The following is a 23,246-nucleotide window of genomic DNA, read 5'->3' as shown; positions in this document are numbered from 1 at the left end:
GCGGCGCCCGGTTGCTTTCCGATGACCCGGAATTTACTTGTCGCCGACCACGATCACCTTGGCGGTGGTCTGGACGTCGGCATGCAGGCTGATCACGACGTCGAATTCGCCGGTGTTGCGCAGCGGACCTTCGCCCAGGATCACTTCGTTCTTGTGAACTTCGTGACCCGCGGTGGTCAGGGCCTCGGCGATGTCACGCGGGCCGACCGAACCGAACAGCTTGCCTTCGGCACTGGCGTGCGCGGTGATCGTCACCGACGCGTCGGCCAGCTTGGCCTTGCGTGCCTCGGCCTCGGCCAGGGCGGTGTTGGCCTTGGCTTCGTATTCGGCGCGACGCTGTTCGAACGCAGCCAGGTTGGCGGCGTTGACGCGAACGGCCTTGCCCTGCGGCAGGAGGAAGTTGCGACCGTAGCCCGGCTTCACGGTGACCTTGTCACCGAGCGTGCCGAGGTTGCGGACTTTCTGCAGAAGAATGAGTTCCATGATGCTTCTCTTTTCGTTAGCGCCGGTGTGGCCCGGCGCAGCCAGAGGACGGGTGTCCGAAGAGCCGGGATCGGGGATCGGGGAACGGAAAGGCTGGCGCGATGCCAACGTTCCCCGTTTCCTGCTCCCCGCCCCTGACGTGTCTTAGACGTCGTGGTTGTCGGTGTACGGCAGCAGCGACAGGAAGCGGGCGCGCTTGATCGCGGTGGCCAGCTGGCGCTGGTAGCGCGCCTTGGTGCCGGTGATGCGGCTCGGCACGATCTTGCCGTTCTCGGTGACGTACTGACGCAGGGTGTTGAGATCCTTGTAGTCGATCTCCTTCACGTCTTCGGCAGTGAAGCGGCAGAACTTGCGGCGGCGGAAAAACTTGGACATGGCTGTGCTCCTGATCAGTCGTCGCTGTCGCGATCGTTGTCGCGGTCGTCACGACCGCCGCGGCCTTCGCCATCACCCTCGTCGTCGCGACGACGGGTGGACTTGGCGTCATCCTTTTCCTTCGACTTCAGGATGAAGGACGGCTCGATGTCGGCCTCGTCACGACGGACCACCAGATGGCGCAGCACGGCGTCGTTGAAGCGGAAACCCGACTCCAGCTCGTTCAGCGCGTTCTGGCTGACTTCGATGTTGAGCAGCACGTAATGTGCCTTGGCCAGGTTCACGATCGGATAGGCCAGCTGACGACGGCCCCAGTCTTCCAGACGGTGGATCTTGCCGCCGTCGGTCTCGATCAGCGCCTTGTAGCGCTCGAGCATCGCGGGGACCTGCTCGCTCTGGTCCGGATGGACCATGAACACAACTTCGTAATGACGCAGGGTCATTGTGGGTTGACTCCTTGTGGATGCGGCCTTGCGGCCTCGCAGCCTCCCGCCGTTGCGGTGAGGCAAGTGTCCTGCCGGCACCTGTTGGGGTGCGGACAGAAGCGGAATTGTACGGTGCCGGCGGAGGCTAGCGCAAGTCATTGATGAAACAGGGCTGGCGCCGGGTGCAGAGCGGGAACCGGCCAGTCAAACGCAGCCCCTGCTGGCATGGCTCAGCTGACCGTGAAGCTCTCGCCACAGCCGCAGGCGCCGGTGGCGTTCGGATTGTGGAACACGAAGCTGGCATTCAGGCCTTGCCGCTGGAAGTCGATCACGGTGCCATCGACCAGCGCCAGACTCTTGTCGTCGACGATCAGTGGCAGGCCGTCTACTTCGACCACCCGATCCCCCTCGCCCATCGACTCGGCCAGGTCCACCACATAGGCGAAGCCGGAGCAGCCGGTACGCTTGACGCCGAAACGCACGCCGGCAGCGGCCGGGGTGGCCGCCAGGAAGTGGCGCATGCGCTCGTTGGCGGCGGAAGTGATGGTGATGCTCATGACGGCAGATCGAACCTCGGAGTTGACCCGGAAAGTCGCAGCACGGGCGGCAGCTACATTATCATGACGGTTTGCTCCCATGCGCTGGCGCGCAGGGAACACTCATCCATTACACGTCCAGATGCGGCGTGGCAGCAGGAGTTTCAACCGATGGCTGTGGTCAGTGTGAAGCAGGCTCTTTCCGGCAAGCTCGACGCCGGCAGCACGGTGACGGTACGTGGCTGGGTGCGCACGCGCCGCGATTCCAAGGCCGGCCTGTCCTTCGTCAACGTCACCGACGGCTCCTGCTTCGATCCGATCCAGGCCGTGGTGCCGGCCACCCTGGGCAACTACGAGAGCGAGGTGAAACACCTCACCGCCGGCGCCGGCGTGATCGTCAGCGGCACCCTGGTACCGTCCCAGGGCAAGGGCCAGAGCTTCGAACTGCAGGCGGACGAGGTGATCGTCACCGGCCTGGTCGACGATCCGGAAACCTACCCGATCCAGCCCAAGCAACACTCGATGGAATTCCTGCGCGAGGTCGCCCACCTGCGCCCGCGCACCAACCTGTTCGGCGCGATCACCCGCGTGCGCCACACCATGATGACGGCCATCCACCGCCACCTCACCGAGCAGGGCTTCTTCTGGATCAACACCCCGATCATCACCACCTCCGACGCCGAGGGCGCCGGCGACATGTTCCGGCTGTCCACGCTGGACCTGGCCAACCTGCCGCGCACGCCCGACGGCAAGATCGACTTCCGCAAGGACTTCTTCGGCCGCGAGGCCTTCCTCACCGTATCCGGCCAGCTCAACGTCGAGGCGTACTGCCTGGCGATGAGCAAGGTCTACACCTTTGGCCCCACCTTCCGCGCCGAGAACTCCAATACGGCCCGCCACCTGGCCGAGTTCTGGATGGTCGAGCCGGAGATCGCGTTCGCCGACCTCACCGCCAATGCCGACTGCGCCGAGGCCTTCCTCAAGGCGATCTTCAAGGCCGTGCTGGACGAGCGCCCGGACGACATGGCGTTCTTCGCCGAACGCGTGCAGCCGGACGCGATCACCCGCATGGAGGCGTTCATCGCCAAGCCGTTCGAGCGGATCGACTACACCGACGCGATCGAGATCCTGAAGAAATCCGGCGAGAAGTTCGAATACCCGGTCGCCTGGGGCATCGACCTGCAAACCGAGCACGAACGCTACCTGGCCGAGAAACATATCGGCCGCCCCGTGGTCGTAATGAACTACCCCGAGGCGATCAAGGCTTTTTACATGCGCCTGAACGACGACGAGAAAACCGTGGCGGCGATGGACGTGCTGGCGCCGGGCATCGGCGAGATCATCGGCGGTAGCCAGCGCGAGGAACGACTCGACTACCTCGATCGGCGCATGGTGCAGTTCGGCCTCGACCCGGCCAGCTACGGCTGGTATCGCGACCTGCGCCGTTATGGCACGGTACCGCATGCCGGCTTCGGCCTCGGCTTCGAGCGCCTGCTGGTCTACATCTGCGGCCTGTCCAACATCCGCGATGCCATCCCCTACCCGCGCGCCGCCGGCACGGCGGAATTCTGAGCAAACCCGTCGCCATGCAGCTTCGACTCCCCGCCCTCATCGCCACACTGTTTTTCAGCGTCCTGCTGGGCGGCTGCCACACGGCCAAGTCCCTGCTGCCGCCAAACCTGCGCCCGCCGTCGGAGAACACCGGCGACGCGCTGAAGCTGGCGCAGGCGCAGCTGATGCAGGCCAGCCCCTGCTGCAGCAGCTTCGCCGATTTCTCCTACCGCAGCACGCTGCCGTGGGAACCGCAGAAATTCGTGCTGGGCAGCGGCAGCATGGTCGCCAACCTCAACGGCACGCAGAGCTACTTCCTCGCCTTCCGGCTGCCGATCGGCGTGAAGCTGCCCTACCAGGTCGCGCTGAAGTCGGAGTTGAACGGCCGCTGGCTGCACGCCAGCTATCTGTTCGCGCCCACCGCGGTGCTGCTGGACGAGGCGTTCCAGCCACTGCGTTCGGAAGACATCGGCCTGTGCGAACACATGGGCTGGAGCGACGAAACCACCGGCGCGTTCGGCAGCCTGAAGATCGACAACGCGAAGGCGCGCTACCTGCTGGTCTACAGCTCGGCCGAGCAGCAATCCGGCAAGACCTACTGGGAGCAGTCGCCCGCCTCGATCTCGACCTCGACCGCCGCCTCGCTGCAGATGAACTCCACCGGCAGCTTCAGCATCCCGCACGGCCCGGATGGCACCTTGTGGGTCGGCCTGATGAACAAGACGTATGAGAAGGCGCTCGACAATGCGGTGTGTAAGAAGGCCGCGAAGGGCGATGGCGTGTTGAACACCTTGCGTACCGCACTGCCCCTGCCCTGGGCCAGCAGCAACAACACCAGCCGCCACAGCAGCCCGCCATGATCATCCTCTATCTTGGCCTGCTGGCCTGCGGCGTCGGCCTGTTCGTGCTGTCGTACGTGGCCCCGTTCCGCGTCGCCGCGCTCCTGCGCCAGCGCTACCCGCAGCATTGGCAGGTCATCACCGATGCCGCCGGTGGCCGCCTCTCGGGCTTTCGTACCTGGGCCAGCATGCAGCAGGTACTGCGCTCGCCGGCGCTGCCGGCGCTTGGCGATGTGGCGATCAACCGCTGGCAGGCGATCTGGCGCTACAGCCAGTGGCTGGGTTGGGCCTGCTGGCTCGGCGCGCTGGCGATGCGTCTGTGGCTGCACTGATTCACGGAGAATGACCATGCAACTGGATCTGGGTGGACGCCACGCGCTGGTCTGCGGCGCCTCACAAGGCATCGGCCGCGCCAGCGCCATCGAGCTGGCTGGCCTGGGCGCCAGCGTCACCTTGCTGGCGCGCTCGGCGGACAGGCTGGAACAGCTCGCCCGACAACTGCCGTGCAACCACGCCGGGCAGCGGCATCAATGGCGCAGCGTGGACATGCTGGATACCGCCGCGTTGCAGGCCACCGCCGCGGAAGTTGCCACCACGTCAGCCGTGCACATCCTGATCAACAACAGCGGCGGCCCCCCGGGCGGAGCGGCCAGCAGCGCAACCACCGCGGCTTTCGAGACCGCGTTCCGCCAGCACCTGCTGGCCGGCCAGACCTTGCTGCAGGCGGTGCTGCCCGGCATGCGCAGCAGCGGCTACGGCCGCATCGTCAACGTGATCTCCACCTCGGTGAAGGAACCGATCGCGGGACTGGGCGTATCCAACACCGTGCGTGCCGCGGTGGCGGGCTGGGCCAAGACCCTGTCCGGCGAACTGGCGGCCGATGGCATCACCGTCAACAACGTGCTGCCTGGCTACACCCGCACCGATCGCCTGGACAGCCTGCTGGGCGCCAAAGCCGCGGCCAGTGGCCAGAGCGAAGACGAAATTGCCCAAGGCCTGATCGCCACCATTCCGGCCAGGCGCTTCGGCGAGGCCAGCGAGGTGGCGGCGGTGATCGCCTTCCTGTGCACCCCGGCTGCCGCCTACGTCAACGGCGTCAGCATTGCCGTGGACGGCGGTCGCACCCGCGCATTGAGCTGATCCGCCAGGTCGCCCGGGGACGCCGTGCATACGCCAGCGTCCGGTGCAATCACCGCCGGCTGGTTCTAGACTTGCGCGGATGTCCATACCGCGCCTAGCCAATCTGATCGACGGTCGCCTGCGGGCGCCACTCCGCGATACCTGGCTCGACGTGCACGAACCCGCCACCGGCGCGGTCTTCATGCAATGTCCCGATTCGGACGCCAGCGACGTCGCCGCCGCGGTGGAAGCGGCCAGCCGCGCGGCGCCCGCATGGGCGAACACGCCGATCGATCAGCGCGCGCATCACCTGCAGCGGCTGGCCGACCTGATCGAAGCGCGCCTGGAAGAATTCGCCGCGCTGGAATCACGCGACAGCGGCAAGCCGCTGAGCCTGGCGCGCCGACTCGACATTCCCCGGGCGGTCAGCAACCTCCGCTACTTTGCCGCGGCGATCATCGGCTGGGGCAGCGAATCGCACGCGATGGAAACCGGCGTGCCCGGCAGCGGCGCGATCAACTACACCTTGCGCCAGCCGCTGGGCGTAGCCGGTTGCATCAGCCCGTGGAACCTGCCGCTGTACCTGTTCACCTGGAAGATCGCACCGGCGCTGGCCGCGGGCAACACGGTGGTGGCCAAGCCGTCGGAAGTCACGCCGTGCACCGCCGCCCTGCTGGGTGAACTGAGCATCGAAGCCGGCTTTCCGGCAGGCGTGCTGAACATCGTGCATGGCAGCGGCCCGGGCGTGGGCCAGGCGATCGTCGAACATCCCGCGGTCAAGGCCGTCTCCTTTACCGGCAGCACGGTCACCGGCGCACGGATCGCCGGCGTCGCCGCTGCCCAATTCAAGAAGCTGTCGCTGGAAATGGGCGGCAAGAACCCGGCGATCGTGTTCGCCGACGCCGACCTTTCCGACGCGAACCTCGACACCATCGTGCGCTCGGGTTTTGCCAACCAGGGTGAGATCTGCCTGTGCGGCTCACGCCTGCTGGTGCAGAAATCGATCTACGACGTTTTCCGCCAGCGCTACCTGGCCAGGGTGCAGGCGTTGCGCGTGGGCGATCCGGATGCGGCCGACAGCGACCTCGGCGCAATGGTTTCGCAAGCGCATTACGACAAGGTGCTGGGCTGCATCGAACAGGCCCGCCACGAAGGCGGCCAGGTCCTTTGCGGCGGTAGCGCGCTCACCCTGCCCGGGCGCTGCGCCGATGGCTGGTTCATCGCCCCGACGGTGATCGAAGGCCTGCCTTCGGCGGCGCAAACCAACCAGCAGGAAATCTTCGGTCCGGTGGTGTGCCTGATTCCCTTCGAGGATGAAGCCGAGGCGTTGGCGATCGCCAACGACAGCCGCTACGGCCTGGCCGCCTCGCTGTGGACGCAGGACCTGTCGCGCGCGCATCGCATGGCCGGCCAGCTCGAATTCGGCATCGTCTGGATCAACTGCTGGCTGTTGCGCGACCTGCGCACGCCGTTCGGCGGCGTCAAGCAATCCGGAGTCGGTCGCGAGGGTGGCAGCGAGGCGCTGCACTTCTTCACCGAGCCGAAAAACATCTGCATCGCCTATGGCGCGCCTCCCGTATCTCGCCAGGACGCTTCGGCCCAACCCATGGAGTCCCGATGAATTCATTAAAAGACCTGCTTGCCAACAACCGACGCTGGGCCGATCAGGTCACCGCGCAGGACCCGACCTTTTTCGAACAGTTGTCGCAGCAGCAGGCGCCGCGCTACCTGTGGATCGGCTGCTCGGATTCGCGCGTGCCAGCGACCCAGATCGTCGACTTGCCGCCGGGCGAGATCTTCGTGCACCGCAATGTCGCCAACGTGGTGGTGCACACCGACCTCAACGCGCTCAGCACCATCCAGTTCGCGGTCGATGTCCTGCAGGTGAAACACATCCTGGTGGTGGGCCACTACGGTTGCGGCGGCGTGGGCGCGGTGCTGAAGGAAAGCCGGCTGGGCCTGATCGACAACTGGTTGCGGCACATCACCGACATCGCCATGAAGCACGCCGACAAGCTCGACCCGGCCCAGTCATTCGCGATGCGCCATGCCCACCTGTGCGAGCTGAACGCGCTGGAGCAGGCACTCAACGTATGCCATACCACGGTGGTCCGCGAAGCATGGGAGCGCGGCCAGCAGCTGGCCGTGCATGCGTGGATCTACGGCCTGGACAACGGCCATATCCACGATCTCGGTCTCGACGTGCGTGGCCGCGAGCAACTGCCCGACGCCTATCACGAGGCGGTCACCGAACTGACCCGCCGCTGGGAAGGCGCGGCATGAGCGGCGCGGGCATCCGCACCGACGCAGCGCCGGCGCCGGTGGGCGCGTATCCGCACGCGCGGCGGGTCGGCAACCTGCTGTTCCTGTCCGGCGTGGGCCCTCGCCAGCCGGGCAGCAACGCGATTCCCGGCAACGTGCTCGACGCCGACGGCCGGCTGGTCGACTACGACATCGAGGCGCAATGCCGCCAGGTGTTCGCCAATGTGCGAGCCGTGCTGGAAGCCAGCGGCGCGGCCTGGACCGACCTGGTCGACGTGACGGTCTTCCTCACCGACATGCAGCGCGATTTCGCGACCTACAACCGGCTGTATGCGGAGTGCTTCGCCGGCGTGGATGCCTGCCGCACCACGGTGGGCATCGTGGCCCTGCCGACGCCGATCGCGATCGAGCTGAAGTGCGTGGCCGCCCTTCCCGCCGAGCCGCGCTGATCCGCAGCAGCGTGCTCGCCGGGCGCAAGCGTTCCCTCAGGCCAGGCAGGCCTGCAGCAACAGCCTGATCAGTTCCTGCACCGACGATGCCCTGGCCTCGTCGTAGGCAAAGCTCTCTTCGTCCATGTAGTTGAGCTGGGCCAGTTCCAGTTGCACCGCCTGCACGCCCGTCTCCGGCGCGCCGTAATGGCGGGTGATGTAGCCGCCCTTGAAGCGTCCGTTGACCGCAAAGCTGAAGCGCGACTGCGACGCCAGGCAGGACTGCAGGCGTTCCTGGAGGGCCGGCGTGCAACTGGCCCCGCTCGCCGTGCCGAGGTTGAAATCCGGCAAGCGCCCCTCGAACAGCATGGGCACCTGGCTGCGGATGGAATGCCCTTCCCACAGCACCACCCGACCATGCTCGGTACGCAACCGGGCCAGTTCCTGTGCCAGGGCGTCGTGATAGGGGAGCCAGTATTCGTCGATCCTGCGCCGGACTTCATCCTGGTCCGGTTCCAGCCCGTCGCGATAGAGAGCCTCGCCATCGAAGCCGATGGTCGACACCAGCCCGGTCTCGCGCTGCCCCGGGTACAGGGCATGGCCATCGGCGGGACGATTCAGGTCAACCACGTAACGGGATGCCTGCGGTTTCAGCACGCTGGCGCCCAGCGCCTGCGCCAGCGGTTCGTACAGTCGTCCCACATGCCAGTCCGTATCCGGCGATCGCCGCGCGGCAGGATGCATGCGCGCCGCGAGTCCGGCGGGAATGAAGGCGCCGTCGTGCGGCAGGCTGATCAACAGCGGCACGCGGCCGCGCTGCAGATTGAAGGTCGTCATCCGGACATTGTACCCAAGCCTTCCGGAAGGGCTTCATCCAGGGACGGAAAAAGACCCTGCACCCTATCGAGGCATGATGCCGTTCGGGCCTGTCGGGTACTTGTCTGGCGACGGCTTCGGGAGCACGCTGGCAACGGGTCATCCCCGAGGGTTCCGCCATGCCGAACCGGATGTCTTCCCGTATCGCGTCGGTGACGTTTTGCACTGCCATGTCACTGGCTGCGCCTTCCTCCGCGCAGAATTTCAGCCCGGCTGCCAGCACGATGTTCCGCGAGACCCAGCAACAGCCCAACGACCTGGCGCGCTACATGTACCTGCTGAAAGAAACACCGAAACTCCCGAAGGCGGACCAACAGCTGGGACTGCAGATGTTTGCGTCGGTCGAGAACGAGCTGGGTCTTTACAACGAGGCCCTGTTCGACTTTCCGTTGAAGAGCCACATTCCGGCGGATGCCAGCTTGCCGACGCCGACCGACTGGACTTCCACAGATGCCGTGGATGCCATCACCAGCATGGCCAGGGATCGCCGCCTGGTGATGGTGAACGAGGCACATCACGACGCCCACACCCGGTTGCTGACTCTGGCCCTGCTGCCGCGCCTGCGCGCGCTCGGCTTCGACTACCTGGCCATCGAGGCCCTGTCGGACAAGGATACGCAGCTGATGCAGCGCGGCTACGCCATTGAGGACAGCGGAACGCAGTACCTGCATGAGCCGACTTACGGCGAAATCGTCCGGACGGCGATTCGCCTGGGCTACATCCTGGTCCCCTATGACGTGGATGCCAGCTCGCAGACCGATCGGGAGTCCAGGCAGGCCGACAATCTGTACCGAAGGACGTTCGCCCGGGACCCGCATGCAAAAGTCCTGGTTCATGCAGGCTATGCGCATATCGACAAGGCAAGGGGCCGTCTTGGCAATACCCAACCGATGGCGGCCCGTCTGCAGAAATTGAGTGGCATCGAGCCACTGTCCATCGATCAGACCCGGTTCCGCGAGCAGATCCCCTCCGAGGATGATGCATATCGGCAACTGGTCAGGGCCTTTCCCTCTTCAGGGCCCATCGTGCTGATCAGCCGCACAACCGGCAAACCCTGGAGTGACAACCCGGACGCATACGACATGAACGTGCTGTTGCCCGCTGGCACCCACCGCTTTGGCGAAAGAGGCCTCCATCGGCCGACCTCGAATGTGCACAGTTCCGATCGCGACCACCTCATGCTGCCGGACCCGATCGTCAGACTGCGCCCCGACTGGCTGGCCCAGGAAAGCGATCGGGCGCCTTACCCCATCCGCTCGTCGCTGTGCAAGGTGACGTTCCCCTGCGTGATCGACGCCCACGTCTTCGACGAACCGGACACGGCGGTCGCCGCCGATCGCTACGCCTTCATGCAAGGCGATGTCGTGTCGAAGCTGTACCTGCGCCCGGGTCGCTATCGGCTACGCGCCTGGGGCCTCAACGGACAGACCTTGACCACACAGACCATCACCGTGGAAAGGCACTGAGTGGTCGCGGGTTTTCGGTCCGAAGAGGCCCATGGGAACCACTTGCGCTGCTCGGATTACATATGTAGTCTTTTTGTGAACTACAAATGTAATCCACAGGACGCGCCATGACCCGACCCCTCCCGCCGATCAGCGAAGCCGAAAGCCGGGTGATGGAAGTGTTGTGGCGCAAGGCGCCGCAAAGCTCCGAAGACATCGTGGCCGCACTGCAGCAGGACAGCGACTGGCACGAGAAGACCATCCGCACCCTGCTCAACCGCTTGCTGGGCAAGGGTGCGGCAAGCGCGCAAAAGGACGGCCGGCGCTATCTGTATTCGCCCGCGTTGACGCGTGAGCAATGGCAATCGCAGGAAAGCCGCAGCCTGCTCGACCGGGTGTTTGGTGGCCGGCTTTCACCGCTGCTCGTGCATTTCAGCGCGCACGAAAAACTGGGCGCGAAAGACATCGCCGAGTTGCGCAAGCTGCTCGATGCGATCGAGAAGAAGGAGCACTGACATGGATGCGACCGTACTACGCTCCCTGCTCCTGACGACCATCGGCATGGTTTTCGTTTTGCTGGCGCGCCGCCCATTGCGCCGGGCATTCGGTGCCGACCCTGCGTTCCTGCTATGGCTGCTGCCTCCATTGCTGGCCGGTCTTCCCTGGCTGCCCGCGGCACCGATCCCCTGGATCACGCTGCCGGCCTTGCAGGTGCTTCCCGACCAAGCCACCGGTCTGGCTGCGCCGTTCCAGCCGCGATCCATCGCCCCATGGCTGTACCCGGCATGGCTGGCCGGCACCGCGGTGTGCCTGCTGCGGCTTCTCGTGCAGGTCATTCGCCTGCATCGACAAAGCCGTCGCCTGCCCGAATCCATGCTCACGGCGTTGCGGCAGGACATGAATACGCTCGATGCTTCTCGCCTGCGACTGCACCCGGCCGGCCCGGCCCTGCTGCCATCGACAAGGCGCACGTTGCTGCTGCTGCCTGCGGATTTCATGCAGCGCTTCAGCGCCGCCGAACGGCAACTGATCCTGCGCCATGAACTGGCCCACCTGCGTCGCGGCGATGTGCTGTGGAACCTGCTCGCCGAAATCGCCTCGGCCCTGCTGTGGTTCCACCCGCTGGCCTGGCTTGCCTTGCCGCGGTTCCGGCTCGACCAGGAACTGGCATGCGATGCACGCGTGCTGCGCCTGGCGCCGCAGGACGAATCCGGCTACGCCCATGTCCTCATGCACAGTGCCGCCAGCTCGCCCGTGCCGGCCTTGATCCCCTGGCTCGCCGAGCCACAACTGAAGGAGCGACTCATCATGATCCAGCGTCATCGTCCCGGTGCACTGCGCCGTTGCATCGGCTACTTCGGATTGGCGGCGCTGATGGCCGGCAGCACGCTGGTCGCGCAGGCCGAGTCCACTCCGGCATCCGACCAGAGTGCGTCCTCGGACATCGCCCACAACGTGAACATGCAACCGCGGTATCCGGCCGCATCGATCAAGAACCACGAACAAGGCACGGTCGTGCTCAAGGTCCTGGTTCATGCCGACGGCACGGTGGGCAGCATCACCTACGATCCGCAGTACAGCAGCACGGTGTCCGGCGACCTCATCGCGGCGGCGACCAACGCGGCCAGGCAATGGCGTTTCAACCCGCAGATGAAGGATGGCAAGCCGATCGAAGGCTACGCGCGCGTACCCGTGAAATTCATGCTGGACCCTCTCACCGACGGCCCGGACAGGGGTGAATCTGAGAAACAAAATTCAAAAAGCTGAAAATCCTTTTGATTTGCGTGTGAATTATTGAATTGATAACCTCGGCACATCCCTGCCGAGGTTGTCTTGTGAGTACGCAGCCCGCCGCCAGCCATGTCGCCTCGCGCACGCTCTCACGAGCTGCGCATCTTGCCTTGCCGATGTTGGCGATAGCCGCGCTGGCCGCCTGCTCCGGCAATCCACGCCGGCCGCAACCTGCCTACAAGGCCTCGCACTCCGCATTGGCCGACCTGCCGCCGCGCGCACCCTCGGCGGCCAGCGCCGGCGAGGCGAACGACATCCTGTTCCGCGCGATCGGACTGGTCGGCACGCCGTATCGCTGGGGTGGCAACACCCCGGCGGGCGGTTTCGACTGCAGCGGCCTGGTCGACTACATCTACCGCACTGCCACCGGCATCAAGCTGCCGCGCACCTCCCACGAGATGGCGGCGGATGGCAAGAAGGTGCGCAAGATGACCCAACTGGCCAGCGGCGACCTGGTGTTCTTCGACATCGGCGGCGCGATCAGCCATGTCGGCGTGTACGTGGGCAAGGGACGCTTCGTGCATGCACCGAACAGCGGCGGCACGGTGCGGCTGGACGACATCGACGGGCCGTACTGGGGGGATCACTTTGCTTATGGGAGGCGGGTGCTGGATTGAGTGTGGGGGAAGGGGTTTCGGGTAGACCGGGACGACCCCACTCCAACTCTCCCCTGGGAGGGGAGAGGGCGAACGAAAAACGGCGCCCGAGGGCGCCGTTTTACTTCTACTTGATGAAGCGCACTTTCAGTGCGCTTCGGCGCCCGGCGCGTGGGCGTGGCCGTGCTGGATTTCTTCTTCGGTGGCGTCGCGCACTTCGCCAACCGTGACGTCGAAATGCAGGGTCTTGCCGGCCATCGGGTGATTCAGGTCCACATCGATCGCGCTCATGCCGACCTTGTGCACGGTCACCGCGCGCTGGCCGCCTTCCTTGAGGCTCAGCACGGTGGTCATGCCCGGCTTGAGGCGGTTTGCCTGCGGGAAGTATTTCTTCGACATGCGCTGGATCTGGCCTTCCTGACGCTCGCCGTAGGCATCGGCGGGAGCCACGTCCACCGACAGCGTGTCGCCCGCTTCGTGGCCTTCAAGCGCGGTCTCCAGGCCCGGAATCAGCTGGCCGTGGCCCAGCAGTATCCACAACTGTTCATCGCGGTCATGCGAGCTTTCCACCTTTTCGCCATCCACGGTCAGCGTGTAATGGATTGCGATGACCTTGTCCTTGCCAGCCTTCATTGCGCGTCTCGTCGATGGGATCAAACGGGGGATTCTAGCAGCCCGCCGGCGGACGGTTGGCAACCGGCCTCAGGGCTCGGCGGCAAGCCCTACCCCGCGCGCCTCCGGCCCCAGCCACAGCAGCAGCGCCAGCAGCAGGGCAACCCCGACCATCCACCACGACATGGCGAACGCGAAATCCCCGCCATGCCGCTGCGCCAGCCAGTTCTGGGCGGTTGCCGTGACTGCCGCCAGCAGGTTGCCCATCTGGTAGGCGAAACCGGGCAAGGTACCCCGCACCAACGCCGGCGACAGCTCATTGAGGTGGCTAGGCACCACGCCCCAGGCGCCCTGCACCATCACCTGGATCAGGAAGGCACCCAGGCCGAGCAGGATCAGCGAACCGCCATGCATCCACAGCGGGATCACCGGGATCGCCAGCAGGGCCGCGATCATCATCGCCTTGCGCCGACCGATCCGCTCCGAAAGCGCACCGAAGTAGAGTCCGCCGACCAGGGCGCCGAGGTTGAGCAGGGCCACCAGCACGAAGGCCGCGGTCGAACCGGTCGGCAGATGCAGGCTGGATTCCTCGAAGGTGTGATAGAGGTCCTGCGAGCCGTGGCTGAACATGTTGAACGCCATCATCAGCAGCATCAGGTAGATCGCCAGCTTCCAGTGCCCCTCCATGGATTCGAGCAGGCCGGGGCGACGACCTGCGCTCTGGCCCGCCTGCCATACCGTCGATTCCGGCACCTTGCGCCGGATGTACAGCACCAGCAAGGCCGGAATCGCGCCGACCACGAACAGCCCGCGCCAGCCGATGTGATCCACCAGCAGCCAGTTCGCCAGGGCCGCCAGGAAGAACCCGCACGGGTAACCGCTCTGCAGCAGGCCGGACACGGCTCCGCGCGCCTTCGCCGGGATCGACTCCATCGCCAGCGACGCGCCGATGCCCCATTCGCCGCCCATCGCGACCCCGAACAGGAAGCGCAGCACCAGCAACATGGTGAGCGAGGTCGCGAACGCGGTGGCCAGTTCGAACACCGAGAACAGCACCACGTCCAGCATCAGGATCGGGCGTCGCCCGAAGCGATCGGCCAGTCGTCCGAACAGCAAGGCGCCCAGCGGGCGCGCGGCCAGGGTCAGGAACAGCGCATAGATCACCTGCGTCGTGGCCACCTCGAACTCCTTCGCCACCGTGACGATCACGAAGGTCAGCAGGAAGTAGTCGAAGGCATCCAGCGTCCAGCCGAGGAAACTTGCCAGCACGGTATGGCGCTGGGTGGAATCGAGTTCACGCAGGGGTGCAAGCAGTGACATCGTGGCCTCGCCGGGTCAGGAGCGGATCGTGGACTGGTCGCCATCGTATGCCTGGCGACGTGCCAACGGGTGGAACAGGCCCGCATGGCCTGCGTGCCGCAGATGTCTTAGGCTGCAGGGACCTCTCCAGACGCGGGACCCGGATGGATCATCGCAGCCGCCAGCGCATCGCAAGCCGTTATGACAACGTCATCCAGCGCGGCTATGTCCGCGGCAAGCTGGCCGGCGACCCGGTCTACGCCGCCACCGCGGCGCTGCTGGACGAAAGTTCGCTGCCCCTGCTGGACATCGGTTGCGGCATCGGCCTGCTCGGACAGTATCTGAACACCCACGGCCGGAAGCGGCGCTACTTCGGGCTGGACCACGATCCACGCAAGATCGCCTCCGGCCGGCTCGCCGCCCAGCGCGGCGGACTGGAAGACCTGATGGAACTGCAACACGCCGACGCGGCCGAGCTACCGTCGGTGCAGGGCGACGTCACCGTGCTGGACGTGCTGCACTACCTGCCCGCCTCCCGCCAGCCCGACCTGCTGCGTTCCGCCGCGCGCCACCTTGCCCCGGCCGGTCGACTGATCATCCGCAACGTGCTGCGCGAACGGAACTGGCGGTTTCACGCCACCCGCATCGAGGAGTTCTTCCTGCATGCATCGGGCTGGATTCCCGGCGGTCCGCAGCACTATCCCAGCGCCAGCGAGCTGCGGGCGCCGCTGGAGGACCTCGGGCTGGACGTGCGCATCGAGCCCTTGCGCGGGCGCACGCCGTTCAACAGCTACCTGATCGTGGCGCACCGACCTCAGGCCTGATCGGCTGGCCGTTCAGTTTCACGAACGGTCCGCGCGCACGGTCTTGCCGGATCGGCTATACTCCGCTCCGCGTTCGCCCCCACGAACGTTGCGACACACCGTCGCCCCTTCCCCTTAGTCTGCAACACGGTATGAACACTCCGGGTTGCTCAGGAGTGTTACATGTCTTTCGATTCGCTGGGCCTTGCGCCCGCGTTGTTGCGTGCGCTTGCCGATTACGGCTACACCCAGCCCACCCCGATCCAGGCCGCGGCGATCCCGTCCGTGCTGGAAGGTCACGACCTGCTTGCTGCCGCCCAGACCGGCACCGGCAAGACCGCGGCGTTCGCGCTGCCCCTGCTGCAGAAGCTGTCCACCAGCGGCCAGACCATGACCCGGCGCCCGCGTGCGCTGATCCTCACCCCGACCCGCGAGCTGGCCGCGCAGATCCACGAGAACATCCGTGACTACAGCAAGTTCATCCAGATCAGCGCCACCACCATCTTCGGCGGCGTCGGCATGGGCCCGCAGATCAACGCGCTTCGTCGCGGCGTCGACATCGTCATCGCCACCCCCGGCCGCCTGATCGACCACATGCAGCAGCGCACGCTGGATCTGTCCGCGGTGGAAACGCTGATCCTCGACGAAGCCGACCGCATGCTGGACATGGGCTTCCTGCCGGCCTTGAAGCGCATCCTGCAGTCGGTGCCGAAGCGCCGCCAGACCCTGTTGTTCTCGGCCACCTTCGCGCCGGCGATCAAGACGCTGGCGATGGAGTTCATGCACAACCCGAAGGAGATCTCGGTCTCCGCGCCGAACACCGTCACCACCCTGGTCAGCCACCAGGTGCATCCGGTCGACGCGTCGCGCAAGCGCGACCTGCTGTTGCACGTGCTGTCGCAGGACAGCCGCCGACAGACCCTGGTGTTCAGCCGCACCAAGCATGGCGCCGACAAGCTGGTGACCTTCCTCAACGCCTCCGGCCTGCGCAGCGCGGCGATCCACGGCAACAAGAGCCAGAACGCCCGCACCCGTGCGCTCAGCGACTTCAAGAGCGGCCGCGTCACCGTGATGGTCGCCACCGACATCGCCGCCCGCGGCATCGACATCGAGCAGTTGCCGATCGTGATCAACTTCGACCTGCCGTCGGTGGCCGAGGATTACGTGCATCGCATCGGCCGCACCGGGCGCGCCGGCATGGAAGGCCTGGCGCTGTCGCTGGTCAGCCATGACGAGTCCGGCCTGCTGTTCGACATCCGCAAGCTGCTCAAGCAGGACATCGCGATCACCGCAGTGACCGGTTACGAGCCCTCCGCACCGCTGCGCCTGGACGCCGGCGCGCCACGTCCCAAGCAGGGCGGCGGTGGCCAGCGCCAGCAGCAGCGCGCGCCGCGCCAGGGCAAGCCCGCCGGTGCGGCGCGACCCAATGGCTACGCGCCGCAGGGTAGCCGCGGTGACCATGCTGCAGGCAACCAGCGCCGCCGTTCGAACTCGCGTCCTGCGGCCAAGGCCTGAACCCGCAGGGGCCCGCTCGCGAGCCCCTACGACAAGCCCAGCGCCGCTGCGTGGTGGCGCAGGTGGTCGTCGATGAAGCTGGTGATGAACCAGTAGCTGTGGTCGTAGCCGGCATGCCGGCGAAGCAGCAGCGGCTGGTCCGCTTCGGCGCAGGCCTGGTCGAACAGCTCGGGTTTCAGCTGGGTTTCGAGGAAGCCATCGGATTCACCCTGATCGATCAGGATCGTGCCGGGAAAGGTCTGTCGCCGCACCAGTTCGCAGGGATCGTATTCCGCCCAGGTGGTACGGTCCTCGCCAAGGTAACGCGGCAGCGCCTTGTGTCCCCAGGGCACCTGGCTGGGCGCCACGATCGGCGCGAAGGCCGACACCGAGCGGTACTGCGACGGGTGCCGCAAGGCGATCACCAGCGCACCGAGCCCACCCATGGAATGCCCGCAAATGCCGCTGCGCGAGGCATCGACCGGGAATCGGGCGGCGATCAGTTCGGGCAGTTCGCGGGCCACGTAGCTGTACATGTGGAAGCGGGACGACCAGGGCGCCTGGGTGGCATCAAGGTAGAACCCCGCGCCTTCGCCGAACTCCCAGTCGCCGGTGGCGCCTTCGAAACCGGTGTTGCGCGGACTGGTATCGGGCATCACCAGCACCAGGCCCAGTTCGGCAGCCAGGCGTTGTGCGCCGGCCTTGATCGTGGCGGTTTCCTCGGTACAGGTCAGCCCGGCAAGGAAATACAGCACCGGACACGGCCCGCTTGCCGCCTGTGGCGGCTGGTAGACCGCGAAGCGCATCGGTCCGCCGCAGGCTTCGGAGTGGTGGCGATAGAAACCTTGTACACCGCCGTGCAGTCGCTGTTCGGAAATCGTCTCAAACATGTTCATTGTCCTTCAGGCGTCGACCAAGCATAGCCGCAGCTTCCGGGCCCGCAGTCGACCGGCGCCAGCTTCAACAACGCTCCGCACTGGTAGAATGCACGCCTTGTGCGTCGCCTTCCCGACCACTTTCTGTTTTAGAGGTATCCCCCATGTCATCCCCCGTTTCCGACAACGCCCCGGTCCCGTCCGGCTTTGGCGCGCTTGAGCTGCATCCCGACGTCCTGCGCGCACTGACCGATGTCGGCTACGAGTCGCCCTCGCCGATCCAGGCCGCGACCATTCCCCCACTGATGGAAGGGCGCGACGTGCTCGGCCAGGCGCAGACCGGCACCGGCAAGACTGCCGCGTTCGCGCTGCCGATCCTCTCGCGCATCGACCTGAAGCCCGGCAAGCCGCAGGCGCTGGTGCTGGCACCCACGCGCGAACTGGCCATCCAGGTGGCCGAGGCGTTCCAGAAATACGCCACCCACATGCGCGGCTTGCAGGTGCTGCCGATCTACGGCGGCCAGAGCTACGGCCCGCAGCTGCACTCGCTCAAGCGCGGCGTGCACGTCGTGGTCGGCACGCCTGGCCGGGTCATCGATCACCTGGACAAGGGCACGCTGGACCTGTCGGAACTGAAATACCTGGTGCTCGACGAAGCCGACGAGATGCTGCGCATGGGCTTCATCGACGACGTCGAGAAGGTGCTGCAGGCGACGCCGCCGCAGCGCCAGGTCGCGCTGTTCTCCGCGACCATGCCCACGGTGATCCGCAAGATCGCCCAGCGGCATCTGAAGGAGCCGGTCGAGGTCACCATCAAGTCCTCCACCACCACCGCGGCGAACATCCACCAGCGCTACTGGTTCGTCAGCGGCATGCACAAGCTCGATGCGCTGACCCGCATCCTGGAGGCCGAGCCGTTCGACGCGATGATCATCTTCGCGCGCACCAAGCAGGCCACCGAGGAGCTGGCCGGCAAGCTGCAGGCGCGCGGCCTGGCCGCCGCCGCGATCAACGGCGACATCGCCCAGCCGCAGCGCGAGCGGGTGATCCAGCAGCTCAAGGACGGCAAGCTCGACATCCTGGTCGCCACCGACGTGGCCGCGCGCGGCCTCGACGTGGAGCGGATCAGCCACGTGTTCAATTACGACATCCCGTACGACACCGAAAGCTACGTGCACCGCATCGGCCGCACCGGCCGCGCGGGACGCAGCGGCGAGGCGATCCTGTTCGTCAGCCCGCGCGAGCGCGGCATGCTGGGCGCGATCGAGCGCGCCACCCGCCAGCCGATCGAGCAGATGCAGCTGCCGTCGGTCGAGGTGGTCAACGACGTGCGCATCGGCAAGTTCAAGCAGCGCATCACCGACATGCTGGCGCAGGGCGATCTCGGCGAATTCCAGAAACTGATCGAGCAGTACGAGCAGGAGCACAACGTGCCGGCGATCGAGATCGCCGCCGCGCTGGCGCGCATCGCCCAGGGCGACCAGCCGCTGCTGCTGTCGCCGCCGCCCAAGCGCGAGAAGTACGAACCGGCCTCGCGCGAGCGGGTCGAACGCGCGGCGCCGCGCGAGCGCACGAGCAACGAGCGACGTCCGCCGCATGCACGCGACGCTGCCGGCCACCAGCCGGCGCGCGAGTCGAGGCCCGCCGAACGCCCGCGCGAGCACGGCACCCATGAGCACGCGGGACGCGAGCAGGCGCCGCCGCGCGAATTCGGCCATCGTCCGGTGCGCGCGCACGCCACCGAGGAAGGCAAGCGCACCTACCGCATCGAGGTGGGTCACGAGCACGGCGTGAAGCCGGGCAACATCGTGGGCGCGATCGCCAACGAGGCTGGCCTGGAAAGCCAGTACATCGGCCGCCTCAGCATCCGCGACCACTACAGCCTGATCGACCTGCCCGACGGCATGCCCAAGGAAGTGTTCGAGCACCTGAAGAAGGTCTGGGTGGTGCAGCAGCAGTTGCGCATCCACGAGTGGGACGGCACCGACACCGGCACCAGCGCGCCGCCGTCGCACAAGCCGGGCGGTTCCAGGAAGCCCGGCGGCTTCAAGCCGCGCCCCGCCGGCGGCAAGCCGCCAAAGCGCAAGTAGGCGCTTCGGGTCGTGCCGCTCGATAAGCGGCGGCGCGACCACGTAACATCGACGGATCATCGCCACCGCGAACCCGCCGCATGCTCAGCCGCAACGCCGAACAGCAACCGCCCAGCGGCTCCGAGCCGCGCATCGATGGCCTGCCGCCGGCGGCCTTGCAACAGTTGCAGGCGGCAGCACGCGCCATTCGCGATGGCGCCGAAGCGCCGGCGCGCAAGGCGCTGGACGCGACCCTCGAACTCGCCCCGGAACATCCCGAGGCCTTGCGCCTGTACGCCATCCTGCACACCCGCGCGCAACGCCAGGACGAGGCGCAGGCCTGCCTGCAACAGGTGCTGGCGCAATGGCCCGACTATGCGCTGGCCTGGTCGGACCTGGGCGGTGTGCAGCAGGCACGCGGAGACATGGAGGCGGCGTTCGCCAGCTGGAGGCAAGCCTGCGCGCTGGCGCCGGCTGCGCCGATGCCGTGGTTCAACCTGGGCCGAAACCTGCAGCTGCATGGCGACACCGACGCCGCGATCGAGGCGCTGCAGCAGGCGCATGCGCTGGCGGCGGATTTCCTGCCCGCGCTGATCCTGCTCGGCGATGCCCTGGTCCACGCCGGCCGCTTCGACGAAGCCGACGCACGCTACCGCGCCGCACTGGCCCTGCATCCGGCCTGCGGCGATGCCTGGCGCGGGCTGGCAAACATGAAGACGCGGCCGCTGTCGGACGCGGATAGGGAACAGCTGGGCGCCGCCTTGCGACAGCCCGGCATCGCCTCGGCCGATCGCATCGCGATGGGCTTCGCGCTGGGCAAGGTCTGCGAGGATCAGGGACGCTACGAGGAAGCCTTCCACGCGCTGAATCGCGCCAACGCCGAACTGCGCGAGATCAGGCCGTGGCAGCCCTCGGCCTTCCACGGCCACGCCGAAGCCCTGCTTGCGGCATCCCGGCGGCTGCCGCCGCCCATCGATGCGGGCCTCGGGCGCGAAGTGATCTTCATCGTGGGCTTGCCACGCTCGGGCTCGACCCTGTTCGAGCAGATCCTTGCGGCCCATCCCGAGGTGGAAGGCGCCAGTGAGCTCACCGAACTGGAACAGGTGCTCGGCGAGGAATCCGCGCGGCGGCGGAAACCCCTGCTGCAATGGCTCGGCGAGGCCGGCGCGGACGACTGGCAACGACTTGGCCGCCGCTATCTGGAGCTCACCACCCGCTGGCGCCGACACAAGCCCCGGCATACCGACAAGCTGCCGTCGAACTGGCTGCTGGCTGGCGTGCTGGGCACGATGCTGCCGGGCGCACCGATCATCGATGCACGCCGCGATGCGCTGGAAGCGGGCTGGTCCTGCTACAAGCAGCAGTTCTACAAGTTGCCGCACTTCGCCTGCACGCTGACCGACATCGCCGCCTATGTTCGCGACTACGAACGGATCATGGGCGCCTGGCAGGCAGCGGAGCCGCAGCGCATCCGCATCCAGCGCTACGAGGCCTTGCTGGCCACACCGGAAGACGAGATCCGCGCGCTGCTGGCGTTCTGCGACCTGCCGTTCGACCCGGGCTGCCTCGACTACCATCTCGCCTCGCGCAACGTGCGCACGGCCAGCGCGGCGCAGGTACGCCAGCCGTTGCGTCACGACACGGCACGCGCGGAGCATTACGGCGCCCTGCTCGATCCGCTGCGCTTCGGCCTGGGCCTGCCGAAAGCCGGCTGACTGCACCGATCAGGCAAAACCGACCGACAGCGCTTCAGGCACTTTGCGGCAATGGCGGCAGGCCGGCATCGGAGGGATCGAGCCAGTCTCCGGGCGTCAGCACGGCCAGGCCATGGGCCAGCCGCGCCTTGTCGCATTGCGGGCTGATCGCGCCAAACTCCCATGACGGCTGCACTTCGCGGCATACCGACGGTCGTTGCGGATAGATGCCGCAATGGGCGGCCTCGCCCACCACGCCCTGCAGCGCCACGCAGCGTATCTGCGCGGCGTTGGTGCCGCGCATGGCCAGCCGGTGCGGATCGAGTTTTTCGGTCAGCTCGGGCGGCACGCAGCCGCCGAGGAACGCTTCCGCTTCCGACCAATGGAAGGCCACGCGAAAGAACGCGCAGCAGGCACCGCAACGCAGACAGGGATGATCCATCGAACCGACCAGGCGCGCCCCGAGGCGCGCAGGGAGCGGATTCTAGTGCGCGGAAAGGCGGTTGGGGAGTGGGGGAGCGACGTCGCTTTGACCCCCTCTAGCAGGGGAGGTAGACGAAAAGCGCTCGAGCGGAAGTTGAGCGCTTGCTTGCAAGAGCGACCCCACCCTTGCCCTCCCCTGCTTGCAGGGGAGGTAGACGGAGAGCGCTCGACCGGAAGTTGAGCGCTTGCTTGCAAGAGCGACCCCACCCTTGCCCTCCCCTGCTTGCAGGGGAGGTAGACGGAAAGCGCTCGACCTCAAGGTCGAGCGCTTGCTTGCTTTATGGCTCTCCGGCGAAGGTATTGCACTGGGCCATGTCGCCGCTGGCGAAGCCAGTCTTGAACCACTTCACGCGCTGGGCCGAGGTGCCGTGGGTGAAGGTGTCCGGACGCACGCGGCCTTGCGCCTGCTGCTGCAAGGTGTCGTCGCCGATGTGGCTGGCGGCGTTGAGCGCCGATTCGATGTCACCCGGCTGCAGCCAGTTCAATTCCTTCTGGCTGTGGTTGGCCCACACGCCGGCGTAGCAGTCCGCCTGCAGTTCCTGTCGCACCGACAAGCCGTCGGCGCCATCCATCGGGGCGCCCTGGCGCCGCGCCTGGTCGACCTTGTCGAACACGCCGGTCAGCTTCTGCACGTGATGGCCGACCTCGTGCGCAATCACGTAGGCGCGGGCGAAGTCGCCGGAGGAATGCAGTTCGTCCTGCAGTTGCTGGAAGAACGCCACGTCCAGGTAGACCTTCTGGTCGCCCGGGCAATAGAACGGGCCCACCGCCGTGCTGGCGCTGCCGCAGGCCGTGCTTACGCCGCCGCTGAACAGGTGCAGCTTGGGCTCGACATAGGTGGCACCGTGTTCGCGAAAGATCTCGCCCCAGCTCTGCTCGGTGGAATGCAGCACGGCGCTGACGAAATCCTTCTGCTCGGGATCGACCTGGGCCGGCACGCCGGCCTGGCTGCCGGCGCCGGGCTGGATGCTGCCCTGGTCCAGCAACGCCATCGGGTTCTTGAAGAAGATCCAGCCGATCAGCGCCAGCACCACGATGGTGCCCAGGCCCATGCCACGACCGCCGCCGAAGCGCCGGCCGCCACCACCGCTACCGCTGTCGATCTCGACGTTGTTGCTGCTGCCGCCCTTTCGCCAATCCATAGATCCCCCGCAGTGCTGGTACGTGCGCCTCGGCGCTGTCTGGCGACGA

General features: G+C 66.5%; 25 protein-coding genes. 15 read left to right on the top strand and 10 right to left on the bottom strand.

Going from position 1 to position 23,246, the window contains the following annotated elements:
- Window positions 1-33: 33 nt before the first annotated feature.
- From rplI to ASD55_RS08950, 4 genes are all read right to left on the bottom strand, one after another.
- Window positions 34-483 (bottom strand): 50S ribosomal protein L9, encoded by a 450-nt coding sequence (rplI, locus tag ASD55_RS08965; protein ID WP_056717220.1) that lies wholly within the window; start codon window positions 481-483, stop codon window positions 34-36.
- A 144-nt stretch (window positions 484-627) separates the two neighbouring features.
- On the bottom strand, window positions 628-858 hold the full coding sequence (gene rpsR / locus ASD55_RS08960; protein WP_007081973.1) for a 30S ribosomal protein S18: 231 nt from the start codon (window positions 856-858) through the stop codon (window positions 628-630).
- A 14-nt stretch (window positions 859-872) separates the two neighbouring features.
- A complete protein-coding gene (gene rpsF / locus ASD55_RS08955; RefSeq protein ID WP_007804738.1) occupies window positions 873-1,301 on the bottom strand; it encodes a 30S ribosomal protein S6 in 429 nt (142 codons plus the stop codon).
- Between the two features lie 212 nt (window positions 1,302-1,513).
- Window positions 1,514-1,840, bottom strand: coding sequence for an iron-sulfur cluster assembly accessory protein (locus ASD55_RS08950; RefSeq protein ID WP_056765495.1), 327 nt, complete (start codon window positions 1,838-1,840; stop codon window positions 1,514-1,516).
- Window positions 1,841-1,990: 150 nt separating this feature from the next.
- On the opposite strand from ASD55_RS08950, the gene asnS reads away from it, so the two are divergent.
- From asnS to ASD55_RS08915, 7 genes are all read left to right on the top strand, one after another.
- The gene (gene asnS, locus ASD55_RS08945) at window positions 1,991-3,391 is read left to right on the top strand and encodes an asparagine--tRNA ligase (protein ID WP_056765493.1); all 1,401 of its coding nucleotides are present in this window, start codon (window positions 1,991-1,993) and stop codon (window positions 3,389-3,391) included.
- A gap of 14 nt (window positions 3,392-3,405) precedes the next feature.
- Window positions 3,406-4,230, top strand: coding sequence for a MalM family protein (locus tag ASD55_RS08940; RefSeq protein ID WP_056717223.1), 825 nt, complete (start codon window positions 3,406-3,408; stop codon window positions 4,228-4,230).
- Window positions 4,227-4,541, top strand: coding sequence for a hypothetical protein (locus tag ASD55_RS08935; protein WP_056717224.1), 315 nt, complete (start codon window positions 4,227-4,229; stop codon window positions 4,539-4,541). The genes ASD55_RS08940 and ASD55_RS08935 overlap by 4 nt, the downstream gene beginning before the upstream one ends.
- A 16-nt stretch (window positions 4,542-4,557) precedes the next feature.
- The gene (locus tag ASD55_RS08930) at window positions 4,558-5,349 is read left to right on the top strand and encodes an SDR family NAD(P)-dependent oxidoreductase (RefSeq protein WP_056766028.1); all 792 of its coding nucleotides are present in this window, start codon (window positions 4,558-4,560) and stop codon (window positions 5,347-5,349) included.
- A gap of 79 nt (window positions 5,350-5,428) precedes the next feature.
- Window positions 5,429-6,949, top strand: coding sequence for an aldehyde dehydrogenase (locus tag ASD55_RS08925; RefSeq protein WP_200946133.1), 1,521 nt, complete (start codon window positions 5,429-5,431; stop codon window positions 6,947-6,949).
- A complete protein-coding gene (can, locus tag ASD55_RS08920) occupies window positions 6,946-7,611 on the top strand; it encodes a carbonate dehydratase (protein ID WP_056765486.1) in 666 nt (221 codons plus the stop codon). The genes ASD55_RS08925 and can overlap by 4 nt, the downstream gene beginning before the upstream one ends.
- Window positions 7,608-8,039, top strand: a complete 432-nt coding sequence (locus ASD55_RS08915) for a Rid family hydrolase (protein WP_056765483.1) — start codon at window positions 7,608-7,610, stop codon at window positions 8,037-8,039. Before can ends, ASD55_RS08915 begins: the two co-directional genes overlap by 4 nt.
- 36 nt (window positions 8,040-8,075) lie before the next feature.
- Here the strand turns inward: ASD55_RS08915 and hutG are convergent, their stop codons facing one another.
- Window positions 8,076-8,855, bottom strand: a complete 780-nt coding sequence (gene hutG / locus ASD55_RS08910; RefSeq protein WP_056765481.1) for an N-formylglutamate deformylase — start codon at window positions 8,853-8,855, stop codon at window positions 8,076-8,078.
- A 209-nt stretch (window positions 8,856-9,064) separates the two neighbouring features.
- On the opposite strand from hutG, the gene ASD55_RS08905 reads away from it, so the two are divergent.
- The 4 genes from ASD55_RS08905 to ASD55_RS08890 all read left to right on the top strand — a co-directional run bounded on the left by ASD55_RS08905 (window position 9,065) and on the right by ASD55_RS08890 (window position 12,747).
- The gene (locus ASD55_RS08905) at window positions 9,065-10,360 is read left to right on the top strand and encodes a hypothetical protein (RefSeq protein WP_235577767.1); all 1,296 of its coding nucleotides are present in this window, start codon (window positions 9,065-9,067) and stop codon (window positions 10,358-10,360) included.
- A 107-nt stretch (window positions 10,361-10,467) separates the two neighbouring features.
- On the top strand, window positions 10,468-10,854 hold the full coding sequence (locus tag ASD55_RS08900; RefSeq protein ID WP_056717228.1) for a BlaI/MecI/CopY family transcriptional regulator: 387 nt from the start codon (window positions 10,468-10,470) through the stop codon (window positions 10,852-10,854).
- Complete coding sequence (locus ASD55_RS08895; RefSeq protein ID WP_235577783.1) at window positions 10,742-12,106, top strand: M56 family metallopeptidase; 1,365 nt, start codon at window positions 10,742-10,744, stop codon at window positions 12,104-12,106. Before ASD55_RS08900 ends, ASD55_RS08895 begins: the two co-directional genes overlap by 113 nt.
- 140 nt (window positions 12,107-12,246) lie before the next feature.
- The gene (locus ASD55_RS08890; protein WP_056765477.1) at window positions 12,247-12,747 is read left to right on the top strand and encodes a C40 family peptidase; all 501 of its coding nucleotides are present in this window, start codon (window positions 12,247-12,249) and stop codon (window positions 12,745-12,747) included.
- 126 nt (window positions 12,748-12,873) lie between these two features.
- On the opposite strand, the gene ASD55_RS08885 is transcribed toward ASD55_RS08890, so the two are convergent.
- The gene (locus ASD55_RS08885; RefSeq protein ID WP_056765475.1) at window positions 12,874-13,359 is read right to left on the bottom strand and encodes a peptidylprolyl isomerase; all 486 of its coding nucleotides are present in this window, start codon (window positions 13,357-13,359) and stop codon (window positions 12,874-12,876) included.
- A 69-nt stretch (window positions 13,360-13,428) separates the two neighbouring features.
- Window positions 13,429-14,658, bottom strand: coding sequence for an MFS transporter (locus tag ASD55_RS08880; protein WP_056765473.1), 1,230 nt, complete (start codon window positions 14,656-14,658; stop codon window positions 13,429-13,431).
- A gap of 143 nt (window positions 14,659-14,801) precedes the next feature.
- Here ASD55_RS08880 and ASD55_RS08875 point away from each other — a divergent pair, with 143 nt between their 5' ends.
- Both ASD55_RS08875 and ASD55_RS08870 read left to right on the top strand, forming a co-directional pair.
- A complete protein-coding gene (locus ASD55_RS08875; protein ID WP_056765470.1) occupies window positions 14,802-15,461 on the top strand; it encodes a class I SAM-dependent methyltransferase in 660 nt (219 codons plus the stop codon).
- A 162-nt stretch (window positions 15,462-15,623) separates the two neighbouring features.
- Complete coding sequence (locus ASD55_RS08870; protein WP_056717234.1) at window positions 15,624-16,955, top strand: DEAD/DEAH box helicase; 1,332 nt, start codon at window positions 15,624-15,626, stop codon at window positions 16,953-16,955.
- 26 nt (window positions 16,956-16,981) lie between these two features.
- Here the strand turns inward: ASD55_RS08870 and fghA are convergent, their stop codons facing one another.
- Complete coding sequence (gene fghA, locus ASD55_RS08865) at window positions 16,982-17,830, bottom strand: S-formylglutathione hydrolase (protein WP_056765467.1); 849 nt, start codon at window positions 17,828-17,830, stop codon at window positions 16,982-16,984.
- Window positions 17,831-17,973: 143 nt separating this feature from the next.
- On the opposite strand from fghA, the gene ASD55_RS08860 reads away from it, so the two are divergent.
- Complete coding sequence (locus ASD55_RS08860; protein WP_056765458.1) at window positions 17,974-19,899, top strand: DEAD/DEAH box helicase; 1,926 nt, start codon at window positions 17,974-17,976, stop codon at window positions 19,897-19,899.
- Window positions 19,900-19,979: 80 nt separating this feature from the next.
- The gene (locus ASD55_RS08855; protein WP_056765455.1) at window positions 19,980-21,593 is read left to right on the top strand and encodes a sulfotransferase; all 1,614 of its coding nucleotides are present in this window, start codon (window positions 19,980-19,982) and stop codon (window positions 21,591-21,593) included.
- A 34-nt stretch (window positions 21,594-21,627) separates the two neighbouring features.
- Here ASD55_RS08855 and ASD55_RS08850 read toward each other — a convergent pair whose 3' ends face one another.
- Both ASD55_RS08850 and ASD55_RS08845 read right to left on the bottom strand, forming a co-directional pair.
- Entirely contained in the window at window positions 21,628-22,014 is a 387-nt protein-coding gene (locus ASD55_RS08850) for a YkgJ family cysteine cluster protein (RefSeq protein ID WP_056765452.1), read from the bottom strand.
- Window positions 22,015-22,333: 319 nt separating this feature from the next.
- The gene (locus ASD55_RS08845; protein WP_056765449.1) at window positions 22,334-23,197 is read right to left on the bottom strand and encodes a neutral zinc metallopeptidase; all 864 of its coding nucleotides are present in this window, start codon (window positions 23,195-23,197) and stop codon (window positions 22,334-22,336) included.
- Window positions 23,198-23,246: the final 49 nt, after the last annotated feature.

The sequence above is a fragment of the Rhodanobacter sp. Root561 genome (genome assembly GCF_001427365.1).
Classification (GTDB): Bacteria; Pseudomonadota; Gammaproteobacteria; order Xanthomonadales; family Rhodanobacteraceae; genus Rhodanobacter.
This window is presented reverse-complemented; position numbering and strand designations above follow the sequence as displayed.